This window comes from Mycobacterium sp. IDUB_17, assembly GCF_055419465.1.
This window is the reverse complement of sequence record NZ_JBVAXS010000006.1, coordinates 294,186-307,848: the sequence shown is the minus strand read 5'-3', so window position 1 is coordinate 307,848 and position 13,663 is coordinate 294,186. Positions and strand designations below refer to the sequence as shown.

Genomic DNA, 13,663 nt, shown 5'->3' with positions numbered 1-13,663 from the left:
GACGATACAATCGCTTGCATGACTAGCGGCCATCTCGAGTTCACGGTTTCAGCCAACGCGAATCCGGAGACCGATGCGGTACGCGAATCCATTCTGGCCAACCCGGGCTTCGGCAAGTACCACACCGACCACATGGTGGCCATCGACTACACCGCCGGGCAGGGCTGGCACGACGCGCAGGTGATCCCGTACGGGCCGATCGAGCTCGACCCCTCGGCCATCGTTCTGCACTACGCGCAGGAAGTGTTCGAAGGGCTCAAGGCGTACCGCTGGGCGGACGGCTCGATCGTGACGTTCCGGCCGGAGTCCAACGCGGCGCGGCTGCAGGCCTCATCGCGGCGGCTGGCCATCCCGGAACTTCCCGAGGACGTGTTCATCGAATCGCTGCGCCAGCTCATCGCGGTCGACGAGAAGTGGGTGCCCGCGGCCGGCGGTGAGGAGTCGCTGTATCTACGGCCGTTCGTCATCGCCACCGAACCCGGCCTGGGCGTGCGCCCGGCCGGCGAGTACCGCTACCTGGTGATCGGCTCACCGGCGGGGGCGTACTTCAAGGGCGGCATCAAGCCGGTCAGCGTGTGGCTGTCGCATGAGTACGTGCGCGCCTCACCCGGTGGCACCGGCGCGGCCAAGTTCGGCGGCAACTACGCCGCATCTCTGCTCGCGCAGGCGCAGGCCGCCGACAACGGGTGCGATCAGGTGGTGTGGCTGGACGCGCTCGAGCGTCGCTACGTCGAAGAGATGGGCGGGATGAACCTGTTCTTCGTCTTCGGCAGCGGCGGTTCGGCCCGCCTCGTCACGCCCGAGCTGTCCGGTTCGCTGTTGCCGGGTATCACGCGGGATTCCTTGCTGCAGTTGGCCACCGACGCCGGTTTCGCGGTCGAGGAACGCAAGATCGACGTCGCCGAATGGCAGAAGAAGGCCGCGGCGGGCGAGATCACCGAGGTGTTCGCCTGCGGTACCGCCGCCGTGATCACCCCGGTCTCGCACGTCAAGTACGCGGACGGCGAGTTCACCATCGCCGACGGGCAACCGGGCGAGATCACCATGGCGCTGCGCGACACCCTGACCGGGATTCAGCGGGGCACCTTCGCCGATACCCATGGCTGGATGGCCCGGCTGAACTAGCGGTTTCTCCCCGAACGATTTGAGGCGCGCGCAGAATTGATCTGACCTGCGCCATCAATCGAGGGAGGCCGTCATGGCACTGGTAGCGGGATTCGATCCGGCCAACAGCGGGCAGCAACCGGTCGACGAGAACGGCACCCCGGTGCCGGTCGGCGTGTGGGGGGATTCCGATATCGGTGGCGGCGTGTTCGGCAGCAGTGGGGTATTGCCGAGCGGCACCACCGTGTTCATCGATCCGCCGGCCGGTGTCGAGGGCCACGGCGCCGACGGGCCGGGTGTGGTGGGCCGCAGCCCCGCCGGCAACGGCGTTGTGGGCGAAAGTTTGCAGGCGCCAGGTGTTTTGGCGCGCAGCTCCACCGCGTCGGGGCTGCTCGGCGTGACCTTCAGTCCCACCGACGATTCACACGGGGTATTCGGTTCCAGCACCACCGGAGGCAACGGAGTCACCGGCTTCGTGGGTGGCGCGACCGGGGTGATCGGCAGCAGTATCGATGGTTTCGGGGTGCGTGGCACGAGTGGTGACAATGCCGGCGTCATGGGCATCAGCTTCGCCGACGGTGGTAGCGCCCCAGGCGTATTCGGCACCGGCGACAACACCATGGGCGTGCTGGGCACCAGCAGCAACGGTCCGGGTGTGTACGGCGTCAGCCAGACGACCGATGCCATCGCCGGTCTCACCTACGGGGTCGGGGTCTCCGGGGTGTCCGGCTTGCACGTCGTCGCGGACTCGACCGGGGCCGGGGTCGCCGGGCACAGCCACAGCGGTACCGGGGTGCGGGGCAGTAGCGACGACCAGGTGGGGGTGCGCGGAGTCAGCCTGTCCTCGGACGGCACCGCCGGCCTCACGACCGGTTCCGGTCACGGGGTGTCCGGCGTGCATTTCTCCACCCATCCCGGCGGCGGGGTCTCCGGGCTCAGCGTGATCGGAAACGGGGTCGAGGGCTTCACTTTCGCCGACACCCGGCGCAACCCCGACGTGGCAGCGGTCCGCGGTCAAAGCGCCAACGGCTTCGCCGGGCTGTTCGTGGGCCGGGTGCGGGTGACGGGTTTCCTCAGCAAGAGCGGTGGCGGGTTCACCGTCGATCACCCGGCCGATCCGGCGAACCGGTACCTGTCGCATTCCTTCGTCGAGTCCCCGGACATGCTCAACATCTACAGCGGCACCGTGACCACGGACCGGTCCGGGCGGGCGCGGGTGAAGCTGCCGCCGTACTTCGAGGCGCTCAACCGGGACTTCCGCTACCAGCTCACCGTGGTCGGTACGTTCAGCCAGGCGGTGGTCTCCGAGGAGATCACGGACAATGCGTTCACGATCGCCACCGACACCGGTCGGGTCAAGGTGTGCTGGCAGGTCACCGGGGTGCGCAAAGATGCCTGGGCCGAAGCGAATCGGGTCACCCCCGAGCAGCGCAAGCCCGACGGCGAGCGCGGTAAGTACCTGCATCCCGAACTGTTCGGGCCCAAGGCGGTGGCACTGCATCCGGCCCCGCCGGCGCGGGTCGCCCAGGTGGTTCCGCCGGAACTGAGCGACTGGGCCGAGCGGCTGCCCGCAGACCTGAGCGCGGCGCCCGGCCAGAAACTGATCGGGTACCTGAGCAGGGCCCGGCGCGTGCTCGGCGCGACGTGGGCCGCCGATCGACGGCGTGCGGAGAAGCGGTTGGGTGCAGTCCCGGAGCTACCCCCGCCGACAGTCGGACGCGCCGAACTGCAGGAGCAGTGGCAAGCCGTGCGTGACGCGGTGGAGGCGATTCGTCCGCAGGTCAGCCAATCGCCAACCCGAGCGCGACGATCGTCGTCGTCACCTCGACACTCGCGCCGAGTACGTCGCCGGTGATGCCGCCGAACCGTCGCACGCAGTGGGCGACCAGCAGCGCCGAAGCGCCCACCGCGACCAGCACCACGACCGGGCCCTGCCACAGCCGGGGGCCCGCCCATGCGGCCAGTGCGGCGACGGCGATCACCCAGCCCGCCACCACGGCGGCCGGCTGGGTGGCCGCCACGGCGCCGCCCAGTGAGCTGCCGGCGGCCGCGGGCACCGAACGTCGACAGGCGAGGACCGCGGCAACGCGGCCGGCAGTGACGGCGACGATGATGCCTACCGTGTTGAGTTGATTGAATGCCAGTGTCTGACAACCGATCACAACGATCACCGCGGCGACACCGAAGGGTCCGGCCGAACCGTCGCGCATGACCGCCAGTGCCCGTTCCGGCGGGCCGTAGCAGCCCAGACCGTCGATGGTGTCGCAGAACCCGTCGATGTGCAGCCCGCGGGTGGCCAGCAGGAGCGCGGCCACCGCCAGTAGGCCGGGCAGTGCACTGCCGGTGCCGAACGCCCACTGGCCACCTGCCACGACCGCGGCCGCCAGCCCGCCGAGCGCCAGCCCGACCACAGGCAGGGCCGTGAGTGCACCCCGCCCGACGCCGGCCGAAGTTCGTACCGGCAACACCGTGCCGAATGCGAACGCCCCGCCGAGTGCGCCAATCATGGTGTCTCTTCGGAGATTCCGGCTTCGTCGAAGGTGGCCATCGAGGCCAGGGTGGCGATGGCGGCCCGCACGATCGGCAACGCCACCGCGGCGCCGGTGCCCTCGCCCAGCCGCATGCCGAGGTCGACGATCGGCTCGAGCCGCAGGTGTGACAGCGCCAGGCTGTGGGCCGGCTCGGTCGACCGGTGCCCGGCCTGCCACCAGGCCCGCGCACCCGGCGCCAACTCCTCGGCCACCAGGGCCGCCGCCGTCACCACCAAGCCGTCCAGCAGCACCGGGGTGCGCCGGACGGCGGCCTGGGCCAGGAACCCGGCCATGGCAGCCAGGTCTGCGCCCCCGCACACCCGCAGCAGTCCCAGCGGATCGCGCGTCACGTCGCGGGCCCGGTACAGCGCGTCCCGTACGGCGCCGGCCTTGCGCATCCAGCCGAGGTCGTCGATGCCGGTGCCGCGGCCCACCACCACAACTGGCTCGGCACCGGTCAGAGCGGCCACCAAAGTCGTTGCCGCCGTGGTATTTCCGATTCCCATATCGCCTGCGATGAGAAGGTCGGCGCCGGCGTCGACCTCGTCGTCGGCGATCTGGCGCCCTGCTGAAATTGCAGCGACCGCTTCGTCTTCGCTGAGTGCATCTTCGACCGCGATGTTGCCCGAACTGCGGCGCACCTTGTGGGCACCGATCGCGGGGGAGAGCGGCTCGTCGCAGTCGACGGCGATGTCGGCCACGCGCACGGTGGCGCCGGCCACCTCGGCCAGCACGTTGATCGCGGCACCGCCCGCGTCGAAGTTGGCCACCATCTGGCCGGTCACCGCGGACGGGAACGCCGATACCCCCGCGGCCGTGACCCCGTGGTCCGCGGCGAAAACCACCACCCGCGCCCGGGTGAGCGGCTGCGGCGGGCATACGCCCTGGCACGAGGCCGCCCAGATCGAAAGTTCCTCGAGGCGGCCCAGGGAGCCGGGCGGCTTGGTGAGCCGGGTCTGACGGGCCCGCGCCTCCGTGGCGACGTCGGCGTCCGGGGCGGTGACCGGGTCGAAGGCCGCATCGAATTCGGTCATGAAGGCTCCTTCACCGTGAGCGGTTGGCCGGCCACCACCAGCACCACGTGGTCGCACACCGCGGCCAGGCGTTGGTTGACCGTGCCCAGTTCGTCGGCGAACCGGCGTCCTGCCTCGGTGGCGGGGACAACGGTCAGCCCGACCTCGGGGCTGACGAGGACCAGGGGAGCGGTGAAAGCGTCCACCGCCTTGACCAGCGCGTCGACCTCGGGGCCCACGGGTGCACCGGTCCACGCACCGATCCGGTCCATGGTCGCCGTCAGCCAGCCACCGATGTCGTCGACGAGTGTCGCGGTGTCAGGTTCCTGCGGGTCGGCAGTCAGAGCCGCCACGAGATCACAGGTCTCGACGGTGCGCCAGTGCGCGGGACGACGAGCCTGATGCGCACCCACGCGCTGAGCCCAGGCCGGATCGCCGTCAGCGGCGGGGCCGGTGGCCAGGTAACGCACGGGCACGCCGTCGCCGGCGGTGTGCGCCGCGGCCGCTTCGGCCCACTGGGATTTACCGGAGCGGATGCCGCCGAGCACCAGTGTGCGCACTTCTCAGCCCGCCTGACGCGGCATCAAGAGATCTTGGCGCCGCGCTCGACGACGGGCCGCGGCGCCCGCATGCGGCGCAGCTGCGACGCCCGGCTGGCCGCGTAAAGCCCCAGTTTCCAACCACTTTCGGTGTTCCCGGGGAACTTCTCGTCCACCATGTGGTTCACCTTGCGGCCGACGATCAACCCGTCGATCAGCATGATGACCACCAGGATCAGCATCGCGTAGGACAGCATCTGCTGGAACTTCAGCGAGGGCAGCGCGAGCATGAAGAAGATCATCGCCAGGGCGGCGGGCATGAACAGGCCCAGCACGTTGCGGCGGGAGTCGACGATGTCGCGGACATAGCGGCGCACCGGACCCTTGTCGCGGGGGAGCAGATAGGACTCATCGCCGGCCATCATCTTCTCGCGGCGGTCGGCCATATCGGCGCGGCGGGTGAGCCGCTCGATCTTGCGCTCCTCCTTGGACAGCTTCGGCCCGCGCAGCTCCTTACGGCGCTGACGTGCCTCGGCAGACGTCAGGGGTGCGGGCGCGACCGGGCCGCGCCGCTTGGTGGCCTCGCTCCGCTTGGGCGTCGGCCTGCCCTTGGGGGCGGTGCTCGGGGCGGCGCCGCCGGCTGTCGATTCGGCGGCCCCGTCGACGCTCGTGACCTGGTCGGTCCCGGCGGGTTCGCCTTCGTTGTCCTTCTTACGGCCCAGCAGCTTCACGCCAGCCAGGTTACTGCCCGCCGCAGGTGGCCCGGTCACATGCCCCGGCCTGTGGATAAGTCGGGAATAGCGTCGGAACAAGGTACCGTTGAGGTAGTAGACGCGCGGTACATCCACGCGTTTCCTCGATGCCCCGGGATCCTTAGGGAGAGCTATGACTGTTCAGGACGCCAGCACCACCGAAACCCACGGTGCGACCCTGTCCGACGCTGCGGCGACGAAGGCGAAGGCGCTGCTGGACCAGGAAGGCCGCGACGACCTCGCGCTGCGTATCGCGGTGCAGCCGGGCGGCTGTGCCGGCCTGCGCTACAACCTGTTCTTCGACGACCGCACCCTCGACGGTGACCTCACCAGCGAGTTCGGCGGTGTCAAGCTGGTCGTGGACCGGATGAGCGCGCCGTACATCCAGGGCGCCACCATCGACTTCGTCGACTCCATCGAGAAGCAGGGCTTCACGATCGACAACCCGAACGCCACCGGCTCCTGCGCCTGCGGCGACTCCTTCAACTGACGTGAGCTGACGACCAGCGGTCAGTACTGACCGCTGGTGCGTAGCACGTACGAGCACACCAGAACCTGCTCGTTTTTCCCGTCTCGTTTCACCAATAGCTGCGCCACGCCCTGCTGTTGCTCATCGACAGGGCGTTGCCCGCGTGTTGACCCGCTGGCCGGTGCGACCCGCATGGTGAACAACACCTGAGTCTGCGTGGTGGACCACGGCACGTTCGCGTCGATCCCGGTCACCTCGACCTGGCTGAACTGTTTGCGGAAAGCGTCGCTGGCCAGGCCGGCCACCGCGAGATCGGCCTTGCGGTCCCTGACCCCGTCGTACAGCCCGCACAGGGTGTGCCGCGCAACGGCTTCCTCATCCCCGTCGAGCAGCGCGTTGAGGTATTCCTGGATCGCGGCCTCGGCCCGGGCGTCGGAGACCACCACCGGCGCGGCGGGACTGCGACGCCCGGCTACCAGCACCGCGGTCAACACACCTCCAAGCGCGACCACCACCAGCAGCCCCGCCAGGATCTTGGGCCAGCGCCGCCGTGTCGGGTACGGCACCGGCGGCGGCAGCGTCCCGGGATACGCGGACGGCGTGGACGACACCTGCTCGGGATATGGGAGAGGCGGAGTCTGCTCGGGGTACTGGTAAGAACCAGTCATTAATTGGCGCTCCCCGCGTGTTCTGGAGGTTGGTCAGCCGTCTACGGTGACCGGGAATACGGTTATACGCAGGTTAGCGCAACCCGCGACGTGCGACCGTGCGCGCAGATCGCCGCCGGGCCGCGCGGGTACTGTTATGTAGCCGACTTAACGAAATGAGGGGTGACACCACGTGACCATCGCAGTTACCGGATCCATCGCAACCGACCACCTGATGCGGTTCCCGGGCAAATTCTCCGAGCAACTGCTGGCCGACCACCTGCAGAAGGTGTCGCTGAGCTTCCTGGTCGACGATCTGGTGATCCACCGCGGGGGCGTGGCAGGCAACATGGCCTTCGCGATCGGCATCCTCGGCGGTGACGTCGCGCTGGTCGGCGCCGCCGGTCAGGATTTCGGTGAGTACCGCACCTGGCTGGAGGGCGCCAACGTCGACTGCGGCAACGTGCTGATCTCCGAGAGCGCCTACACCGCGCGCTTCGTCTGCACCACCGACGAGGACATGGCCCAGATCGCCTCGTTCTACCCCGGCGCCATGTCGGAGGCACGCAACATCGCCCTGGCCGATCTGGTGGACCGGGTGGGCAAGCCGGAACTGGTGATCATCGGCGCCAACGATCCCGAAGCGATGTTCCTGCACACCGAGGAGTGCCGCAAGCTCGGCCTGGCCTTCGCCGCCGACCCCTCGCAGCAGCTGGCCCGGCTGTCCGGTGAGGAGATCCGCAAGCTCATCAACGGTGCCGCCTACCTGTTCACCAACGACTACGAATGGGATCTGCTGCTGCAGAAGTCGGGGTGGAGCGAGGCCCAGGTGATGAGCCAGATCGGCATGCGCGTCACCACGCTGGGCGCCAAGGGCGTCGACCTGGTCAGCTCGGACGGCACGTTCGTGCACGTCGATGTGGTGCCCGAGAAGCATCAGGCCGACCCCACCGGTATCGGCGACGCGTTCCGCGCCGGCTTCCTCACCGGACGCAGCGCCGGACTGGGCCTTGAGCGCTCCGCCCAGCTGGCGTCGCTGGTCGCGGTGCTGGTCCTGGAGTCGACGGGTCCGCAGGAATGGACCTGGGACGCGGCCGAAGCCGTGCAGCGCCTGACCGATGCCTACGGGGCAGAGGCAGGCGCCGAGATCGGCAAAGCTCTGGCCTGATCCGGTCGAACCGATAGAGAATCGCCCCGAAACCACGGTTTCGGGGCGATTCTGCTGGGGGCTCCACCCGCTTGCGGGGGACTGTTCGCGGTTAGAGCTGGACCGGGTAGTGCGGTTCGGAGATCTGCGGGGTCACGCTGTGCTCCACGAAGATGGCGTGCCACAGCATGAAGATCAGCACGGTCCACAACCGGCGGCTGTGATCGCTGACGCCGTTGCGGTGCTCGTCGAGCATGATGCGCACGGCGGCGAGATCGACGTACTCCCCGGCTCCGGATGACGCCGTCATGGCGTAGGCCCAGTCCATCAGCTCGCCGGCCCGCAGCCAGTGCCGGATCGGCACGGGAAAGCCCAGCTTGGGCCGGTTCAGCACATGGGCCGGGATGATCGGCTCCAGCGCGCGCCGCAGCGCGTACTTGGTCGTCGAGCGGGTGATCTTCTGATCGACCGGCAACCGCGAGGCCACCGCGAACACCTCGGGGTCCAGGAACGGCACCCGCAGCTCCAGTGAGTTGGCCATGGTGATCTTGTCGGCTTTGACCAGGATGTCGCCGCGCAGCCAGGTGAACAGATCGATGTGCTGCATGCGGGCCACCGGATCCCAGCCCTGCGACTCGGCGTACAACGGGGCGGTGACGTCGGTGTGCGTCCATTCCGGCCGGAAGCCCGGCAGGACCGCGCGCAGCTGCTCGTCGGAGAAGCTGCGCGCATTGCCGTAGTAGCGCTCCTCGAGCGTGAGCGAACCGCGGTGCAGCAGGCTCTTGCCGCGCATGCCCTCCGGCAGCGGCTTCGACACCTTGCGCAGTGACTTGCGCACCGGACGTGGCAGATAGTCGAACGGCTTCAGCGACAACGGTTCCCGGTAGATGGTGTAGCCGCCGAACAGCTCGTCGGCTCCCTCGCCGGACAGCACCACCTTGACGTGCTTGCGCGCCTCGCGGGCGATGAAGAACAGCGGAACCAGGGCCGGGTCGGCCACCGGCTCGTCCAGGTACCAGACGATCTCGGGGAGCGCCTCGACGAATTCGGCCTGGCTGACCACCTTGGTGACGTGCCGGGCGCCGATGGCTTCGGCGGACGCGACGGCCACGTCCACCTCGGAGAAGCCCTCACGCTCGAAGCCGGTGGTGAAGGTGATCAGCCGGGGGTTGTGCCGCATCGCCAGTGCCGCGGTGGCCGTCGAGTCGATGCCACCGGACAGGAACGCGCCGACCGTCACATCGGCCCGCATGTGCTTGGCGACCGAATCCTCTAGGGCGGCGGTGATCTCGTCGTAGCGGGACTGCTCGGCACCCTTGGCGAACGGCACCGCATTGAACTTGGGAACGAAGTAGCGCGTCACCTCGGGGCGGCCGCCGGGCTTCATCCGTGCGTAGCTGCCCGACTCCAGCCGGCGGATGCCGCGGTGCAGCGTCTCGGGTTCGGGCACGTACTGCAGCACCGTGTAGTGCTGCACGGCCCGCGCGTCGAGGTCGAGATCGAGCTTCAGAACATCGGCAAGGTCCAGCAGGGACTTCTTCTCGCTGCCGAACGCGGTACCGCCCGGCCCGGTGGCCATGAACAGCGGCTTGATGCCGAACGGGTCCCTGGCGCAGAACAATTCGCGCTCGACGGTGTCCCACAACGCGAACGCGAACATGCCGCGAAGGCGATTCAGCGCCTCAGTTCCCCAGTAGTGGTAGGCCGCCACGATGGCCTCGCCGTCGCCGTCGGTGTGAAATACCGCACCATGTTCGGAGCGCAGTACTTCCCGTAATTCGACGTAGTTGTAGATCTCGCCGTTGAAGACCAGCACGTAGCGGTCCGGCGCATCAGCAGGTCCCCACCGCAACGGCTGATGGCTGTGCGCGATGTCGATGATCGACAGCCGGTTGAAGCCGAGGACCACGGTGCCGTCGTGTCCGTCGCCGGTGTCAGCCCAGGTGCCGGGCTCGTCGGGGCCCCGGTGACGCATCAGGTGGGAAGCGTTCGCCACCGCGTCGACCAGCCGCGATCCGGTCTCGGGGGAGATGTCACCCCGGGTGGATTCGGAAGGGGCAGTTACCAAGGCGAGCAGTCCGCACACCGCGCCAGTATGTCTGATCCGGCGGGTCGACGAGACCACCACCCGGGCCGTTGCCCCAGTCGTTCAACTCTTGTCGCGACGCCATTCCCGAGTCGCTTCGCTCCCGTGGACCGGCGTGGTCTACGCTGCGTAGTATTCGCAAAACAACGACCCGTCGCGGTCGCGAAATACCGATCTAGGAGGCGCCAACGTGACACCTCGCGGGCTTAAGAAGGTGGCCCGAGCGGCGTTGTTGACAATTGTCCTGGGTGGCTCAGCGCTCTTGCTGAGCGGCTGCAGCTGGCAGGACGCACTCGCGCTCGGTTGGCCGACCGGAATCACTCCGGAGGGCAAACTCAACCGAGAGCTGTGGATCGGCTCCGTGATTGCGTCCTTCGTGGTGGGCGCCATCGTGTGGGCCCTGATCTTCTGGTCGAGTGCGTTCCACCGGAAGAAGAAGGGCGATACCGAGCTGCCGCGCCAGTTCGGCTACAACATGCCGCTGGAGCTGGTGCTGACGGTCATCCCGTTCCTCATCATCTCGGTGCTGTTCTACTTCACCGTGGTGGTCCAGGAACGGATGCTGCACAAGGATCCCAACCCTGAGGTCGTCATCGACGTGACCGCCTTCCAGTGGAACTGGAAGTTCGGCTACCAGAAGATCAATTACGCCGACGGCACATTCAAGTACGACGGTGCCGACGAACAGCGCAAGGCTGCGATGACGTCCAAGCCCGAGGGCAAGGACGAGCACGGCAACGAGCGCGTCGGTGCGGTGCACGGCCTCAACCCCGAGGACCGCACCTACCTGAACTTCGACAAGATCGAGACGCTGGGCACCTCCACCGAGATCCCGGTTCTGGTGCTCCCGGTCGGCAAGCGCGTCGAGTTCCAGCTCAACTCCGCGGACGTGATCCACGGGTTCTGGGTGCCGGAGTTCCTCTTCAAGCGCGACGTGATGCCCGACCCGGCGGCCAACCACTCGGACAACATCTTCCAGGTCAGCGAGATCGAGCAGACCGGCGCGTTCGTGGGGCGTTGCACCGAGATGTGCGGCACCTACCACTCGATGATGAACTTCGAGGTCCGGGTCGTCGAGCCCAATGACTTCAAGGCCTACATCGACCAGCGCAACGCGGGTAAGACCAATGCCGAGGCGTTGACGGCGATCCACCAGGATCCGGTGGCCATCACCACGCACCCGTTCGACACCCGACGCGGTGAACAGGCACCGCAGGCGAGCAAGTAGGGGCTACACGCAATGCATATTGAAGCTCGACTGTTCGAGATCCTCACGGCGTTCTTCGCCTTGTCGGCGGTGGTCTACGGCGTTTTGACGGCGATGTTCGCCACCGGTGGTGTCGAGTGGGCCGGTACCACCGCGCTCACGCTCACCACCGGCCTGACCTTGATCACCGGTACGTTCTTCCGCTTCGTGGCGCGTCGTCTCGACACCCGCCCCGAGGACTACGAAGACGCCGAGATCAGCGATGGCGCAGGGGAACTGGGTTTCTACTCGCCGCACAGCTGGTGGCCGATCCTGATCGCGCTGTCCTTCTCCGTCGCCGCTGTGGGCACCGCCCTGTGGCTGCCCTGGTTGATGGTCGCCGGTATCTGCTTCGTGCTGATGGCGGTCGGTGGCCTGGTCTTCGAGTACTACTGGGGTCCTGAGAAGCACTGACCCGTCCGACGACGTGCCGATTGTGGCCTCACCGAGGTCACAATCGGGCCGTCACTTCATCCGCCACCGGCAGCGCCGGACTCGCCGGCTTCACCTCGTTCGGTAATGTTGCCGGGGCACTGTCACCAGCGAACGGTTTCGTTCGTTCCGCGTGGCAGTGAAGTTGTCGAGAAGGATAGGCGTAGATGAGCGGGCCGAATCCCCCGGAACCGGGTGCCTCCGGTTCTGATTTGCCGGATCAACCCGGAAAACACTCTGCACCCGAGGAGCCGACTCAGGTCGCCGGTGCCGATGCGGATGGCGACGAGACGGATTTCTACTCGCAGGCGTACTCCGCGCCGGAGTCGGAGCAGTTCACCAGCGGGCCGTACGTGCCTGCCGACGTGGCGCTCTACGACTACGACGACTACGACCCCGCGACCGAACTCGTCGACACCACCCCGCCGCCGCGCTGGCCGTGGGTGGTCGGCATCACGGCGATCGTCGCGGCGGTCGCCCTGGTGGCTTCGGTGGCCGTGCTGGTGACCCGAGAGGACGACACCACCAACCTGGCCACCCCACAGCCGAGTACCACCACGTCGGCGCCGCCGGTGCAGGACGAGATCACGACGACGACCCCTCCGCCGCCGCCTCCGCCCCCTCCGACGTCGGAGGAACTACCGCCTCCGCCGCCCCCGGAGACCGTGACGGTCACCGAGCCGCCGCCTCCCGTGCCTGGGCCGTCCAGCGAGGCCCCTGCGCCGGCCCCGAGCACCACGACGGCACCGCCGACCACCACCACGACCCACGCCGGACCACGTCAGGTCACCTACTCGGTGACGGGTACCAAGGCCCCGGGTGACATCATCACGATCACCTATGTCGACGGGAACGGAAACCGCCGCACCCTGCGCAACGTGTACATCCCGTGGACCTTCACAATGACCCCGATCTCCAACTCGGATGTGGGATCGGTCGAGGCGTCCAGCCTGTTCCTGGTCAGCAGGCTGAACTGCTCGATCACGGCCAGCGACGGAACCGTGCTGTCGTCGAACGCCAACAACTCGGCACAGACTGCCTGCTGATGTCCGGGCCGATCAGCGAACTCGACAACACCGACCGGGTTTTGCTGGGCGCATGCGCCGCGGTGTGGCTCGCCGCGCTGGGTGCCGGGGTCGCCGCTGTCGTTGCCCTGGTGGACCTGGGGCGCAGTCACCCGCAGGGCGCGGAAAGTGCTGACACCCCATGGGTGCTCTATACCGTGATCGGCCTGTCCGTGGTGGTGATCGCCGGAGCCGTGCCATTGCTGCTGCGGGCCCGGGCCCAGGCTGACAACCGCCAGCCCGGACGCCGGCCCCAGCCCCCGGCCCGCTCGCCGCGCCCGATCGGGGGCAGCTACCGTGCCGCGCCCGTCGCGATGAGCCGCTACACCGCGGGCGACGGTGCGGCCGCAGCGGCCGCCGATGCGATCTGGCTGCGGTTTACCTTGGCGGTCGTCTGCGCCATCGGCCTGGGGACCGCGGCCATCGGGCTGGCGACCTATCTGATGGCCACCGGCAGCAATGTGGCGGCCTGGTGCCTCTACGGATTGGCCGGGCTCGTCACGGCGGGCATCATCGCGCTGCCGATCGTGGCGCTGCGTCAGCTCGGCGCGTCGGCGTCCTGAGCTCGCGCGACGCCGGCCAGCATTGCGGGTTTTGCCGCGAAAGGCGCCGGCCGGTCGTAGCCTCGATGTC

At 68.1% G+C, this 13,663-nt stretch carries 14 protein-coding genes; 8 read left to right on the top strand and 6 right to left on the bottom strand.

Annotated features, from left to right (window positions below; genetic code table 11):
• Nucleotides 1–18: 18 nt before the first annotated feature.
• Both ACZYZ7_RS24870 and ACZYZ7_RS24865 read left to right on the top strand, forming a co-directional pair.
• The gene (locus tag ACZYZ7_RS24870) at nucleotides 19–1,125 is read left to right on the top strand and encodes a branched-chain amino acid aminotransferase (RefSeq protein WP_135455815.1); all 1,107 of its coding nucleotides are present in this window, start codon (nucleotides 19–21) and stop codon (nucleotides 1,123–1,125) included.
• 73 nt (nucleotides 1,126–1,198) lie between these two features.
• Nucleotides 1,199–2,959 (top strand): autotransporter outer membrane beta-barrel domain-containing protein, encoded by a 1,761-nt coding sequence (locus tag ACZYZ7_RS24865; protein ID WP_450070674.1) that lies wholly within the window; start codon nucleotides 1,199–1,201, stop codon nucleotides 2,957–2,959.
• Here ACZYZ7_RS24865 and ACZYZ7_RS24860 read toward each other — a convergent pair.
• Genes ACZYZ7_RS24860 through ACZYZ7_RS24845 form a run of 4 tightly spaced genes read right to left on the bottom strand, consistent with a single transcriptional unit; the run spans nucleotide 2,886 to nucleotide 5,918 of the window.
• Nucleotides 2,886–3,611 carry an adenosylcobinamide-GDP ribazoletransferase gene (locus ACZYZ7_RS24860; protein ID WP_463742040.1) on the bottom strand — a complete coding sequence of 242 codons (726 nt, stop codon included), beginning with the start codon at nucleotides 3,609–3,611 and terminating at the stop codon, nucleotides 2,886–2,888. The genes ACZYZ7_RS24865 and ACZYZ7_RS24860 overlap by 74 nt on opposite strands.
• Complete coding sequence (gene cobT, locus ACZYZ7_RS24855) at nucleotides 3,608–4,669, bottom strand: nicotinate-nucleotide--dimethylbenzimidazole phosphoribosyltransferase (RefSeq protein ID WP_463742039.1); 1,062 nt, start codon at nucleotides 4,667–4,669, stop codon at nucleotides 3,608–3,610. The genes ACZYZ7_RS24860 and cobT overlap by 4 nt, the downstream gene beginning before the upstream one ends.
• On the bottom strand, nucleotides 4,666–5,208 hold the full coding sequence (locus ACZYZ7_RS24850; RefSeq protein ID WP_463742038.1) for a bifunctional adenosylcobinamide kinase/adenosylcobinamide-phosphate guanylyltransferase: 543 nt from the start codon (nucleotides 5,206–5,208) through the stop codon (nucleotides 4,666–4,668). Before ACZYZ7_RS24850 ends, cobT begins: the two co-directional genes overlap by 4 nt.
• 23 nt (nucleotides 5,209–5,231) lie before the next feature.
• Nucleotides 5,232–5,918, bottom strand: a complete 687-nt coding sequence (locus tag ACZYZ7_RS24845) for a DUF3043 domain-containing protein (RefSeq protein WP_450070670.1) — start codon at nucleotides 5,916–5,918, stop codon at nucleotides 5,232–5,234.
• 154 nt (nucleotides 5,919–6,072) lie between these two features.
• Between ACZYZ7_RS24845 and ACZYZ7_RS24840 the strand changes: the two genes are divergently transcribed.
• Nucleotides 6,073–6,429, top strand: a complete 357-nt coding sequence (locus ACZYZ7_RS24840; protein ID WP_044523587.1) for a HesB/IscA family protein — start codon at nucleotides 6,073–6,075, stop codon at nucleotides 6,427–6,429.
• A 20-nt stretch (nucleotides 6,430–6,449) separates the two neighbouring features.
• On the opposite strand, the gene ACZYZ7_RS24835 is transcribed toward ACZYZ7_RS24840, so the two are convergent.
• On the bottom strand, nucleotides 6,450–7,076 hold the full coding sequence (locus ACZYZ7_RS24835; RefSeq protein WP_135455800.1) for an Rv0361 family membrane protein: 627 nt from the start codon (nucleotides 7,074–7,076) through the stop codon (nucleotides 6,450–6,452).
• A gap of 172 nt (nucleotides 7,077–7,248) precedes the next feature.
• Between ACZYZ7_RS24835 and ACZYZ7_RS24830 the strand changes: the two genes are divergently transcribed.
• Nucleotides 7,249–8,223, top strand: a complete 975-nt coding sequence (locus ACZYZ7_RS24830; protein WP_450070669.1) for a carbohydrate kinase family protein — start codon at nucleotides 7,249–7,251, stop codon at nucleotides 8,221–8,223.
• A 91-nt stretch (nucleotides 8,224–8,314) separates the two neighbouring features.
• Here the strand turns inward: ACZYZ7_RS24830 and asnB are convergent, their stop codons facing one another.
• Nucleotides 8,315–10,288 carry an asparagine synthase (glutamine-hydrolyzing) gene (gene asnB / locus ACZYZ7_RS24825; protein ID WP_463742037.1) on the bottom strand — a complete coding sequence of 658 codons (1,974 nt, stop codon included), beginning with the start codon at nucleotides 10,286–10,288 and terminating at the stop codon, nucleotides 8,315–8,317.
• Nucleotides 10,289–10,478: 190 nt separating this feature from the next.
• Between asnB and ctaC the strand changes: the two genes are divergently transcribed.
• From ctaC to ACZYZ7_RS24805, 4 genes are all read left to right on the top strand, one after another.
• Nucleotides 10,479–11,516, top strand: coding sequence for an aa3-type cytochrome oxidase subunit II (ctaC, locus tag ACZYZ7_RS24820; RefSeq protein ID WP_450070668.1), 1,038 nt, complete (start codon nucleotides 10,479–10,481; stop codon nucleotides 11,514–11,516).
• Nucleotides 11,517–11,528: 12 nt separating this feature from the next.
• Entirely contained in the window at nucleotides 11,529–11,948 is a 420-nt protein-coding gene (locus tag ACZYZ7_RS24815) for a cytochrome c oxidase subunit 4 (protein WP_135455791.1), read from the top strand.
• Between the two features lie 185 nt (nucleotides 11,949–12,133).
• Nucleotides 12,134–13,012, top strand: a complete 879-nt coding sequence (locus ACZYZ7_RS24810; protein WP_135455790.1) for an MmpS family transport accessory protein — start codon at nucleotides 12,134–12,136, stop codon at nucleotides 13,010–13,012.
• Nucleotides 13,012–13,593 (top strand): DUF2561 family protein, encoded by a 582-nt coding sequence (locus tag ACZYZ7_RS24805; protein WP_450070667.1) that lies wholly within the window; start codon nucleotides 13,012–13,014, stop codon nucleotides 13,591–13,593. The genes ACZYZ7_RS24810 and ACZYZ7_RS24805 overlap by 1 nt, the downstream gene beginning before the upstream one ends.
• Nucleotides 13,594–13,663: the final 70 nt, after the last annotated feature.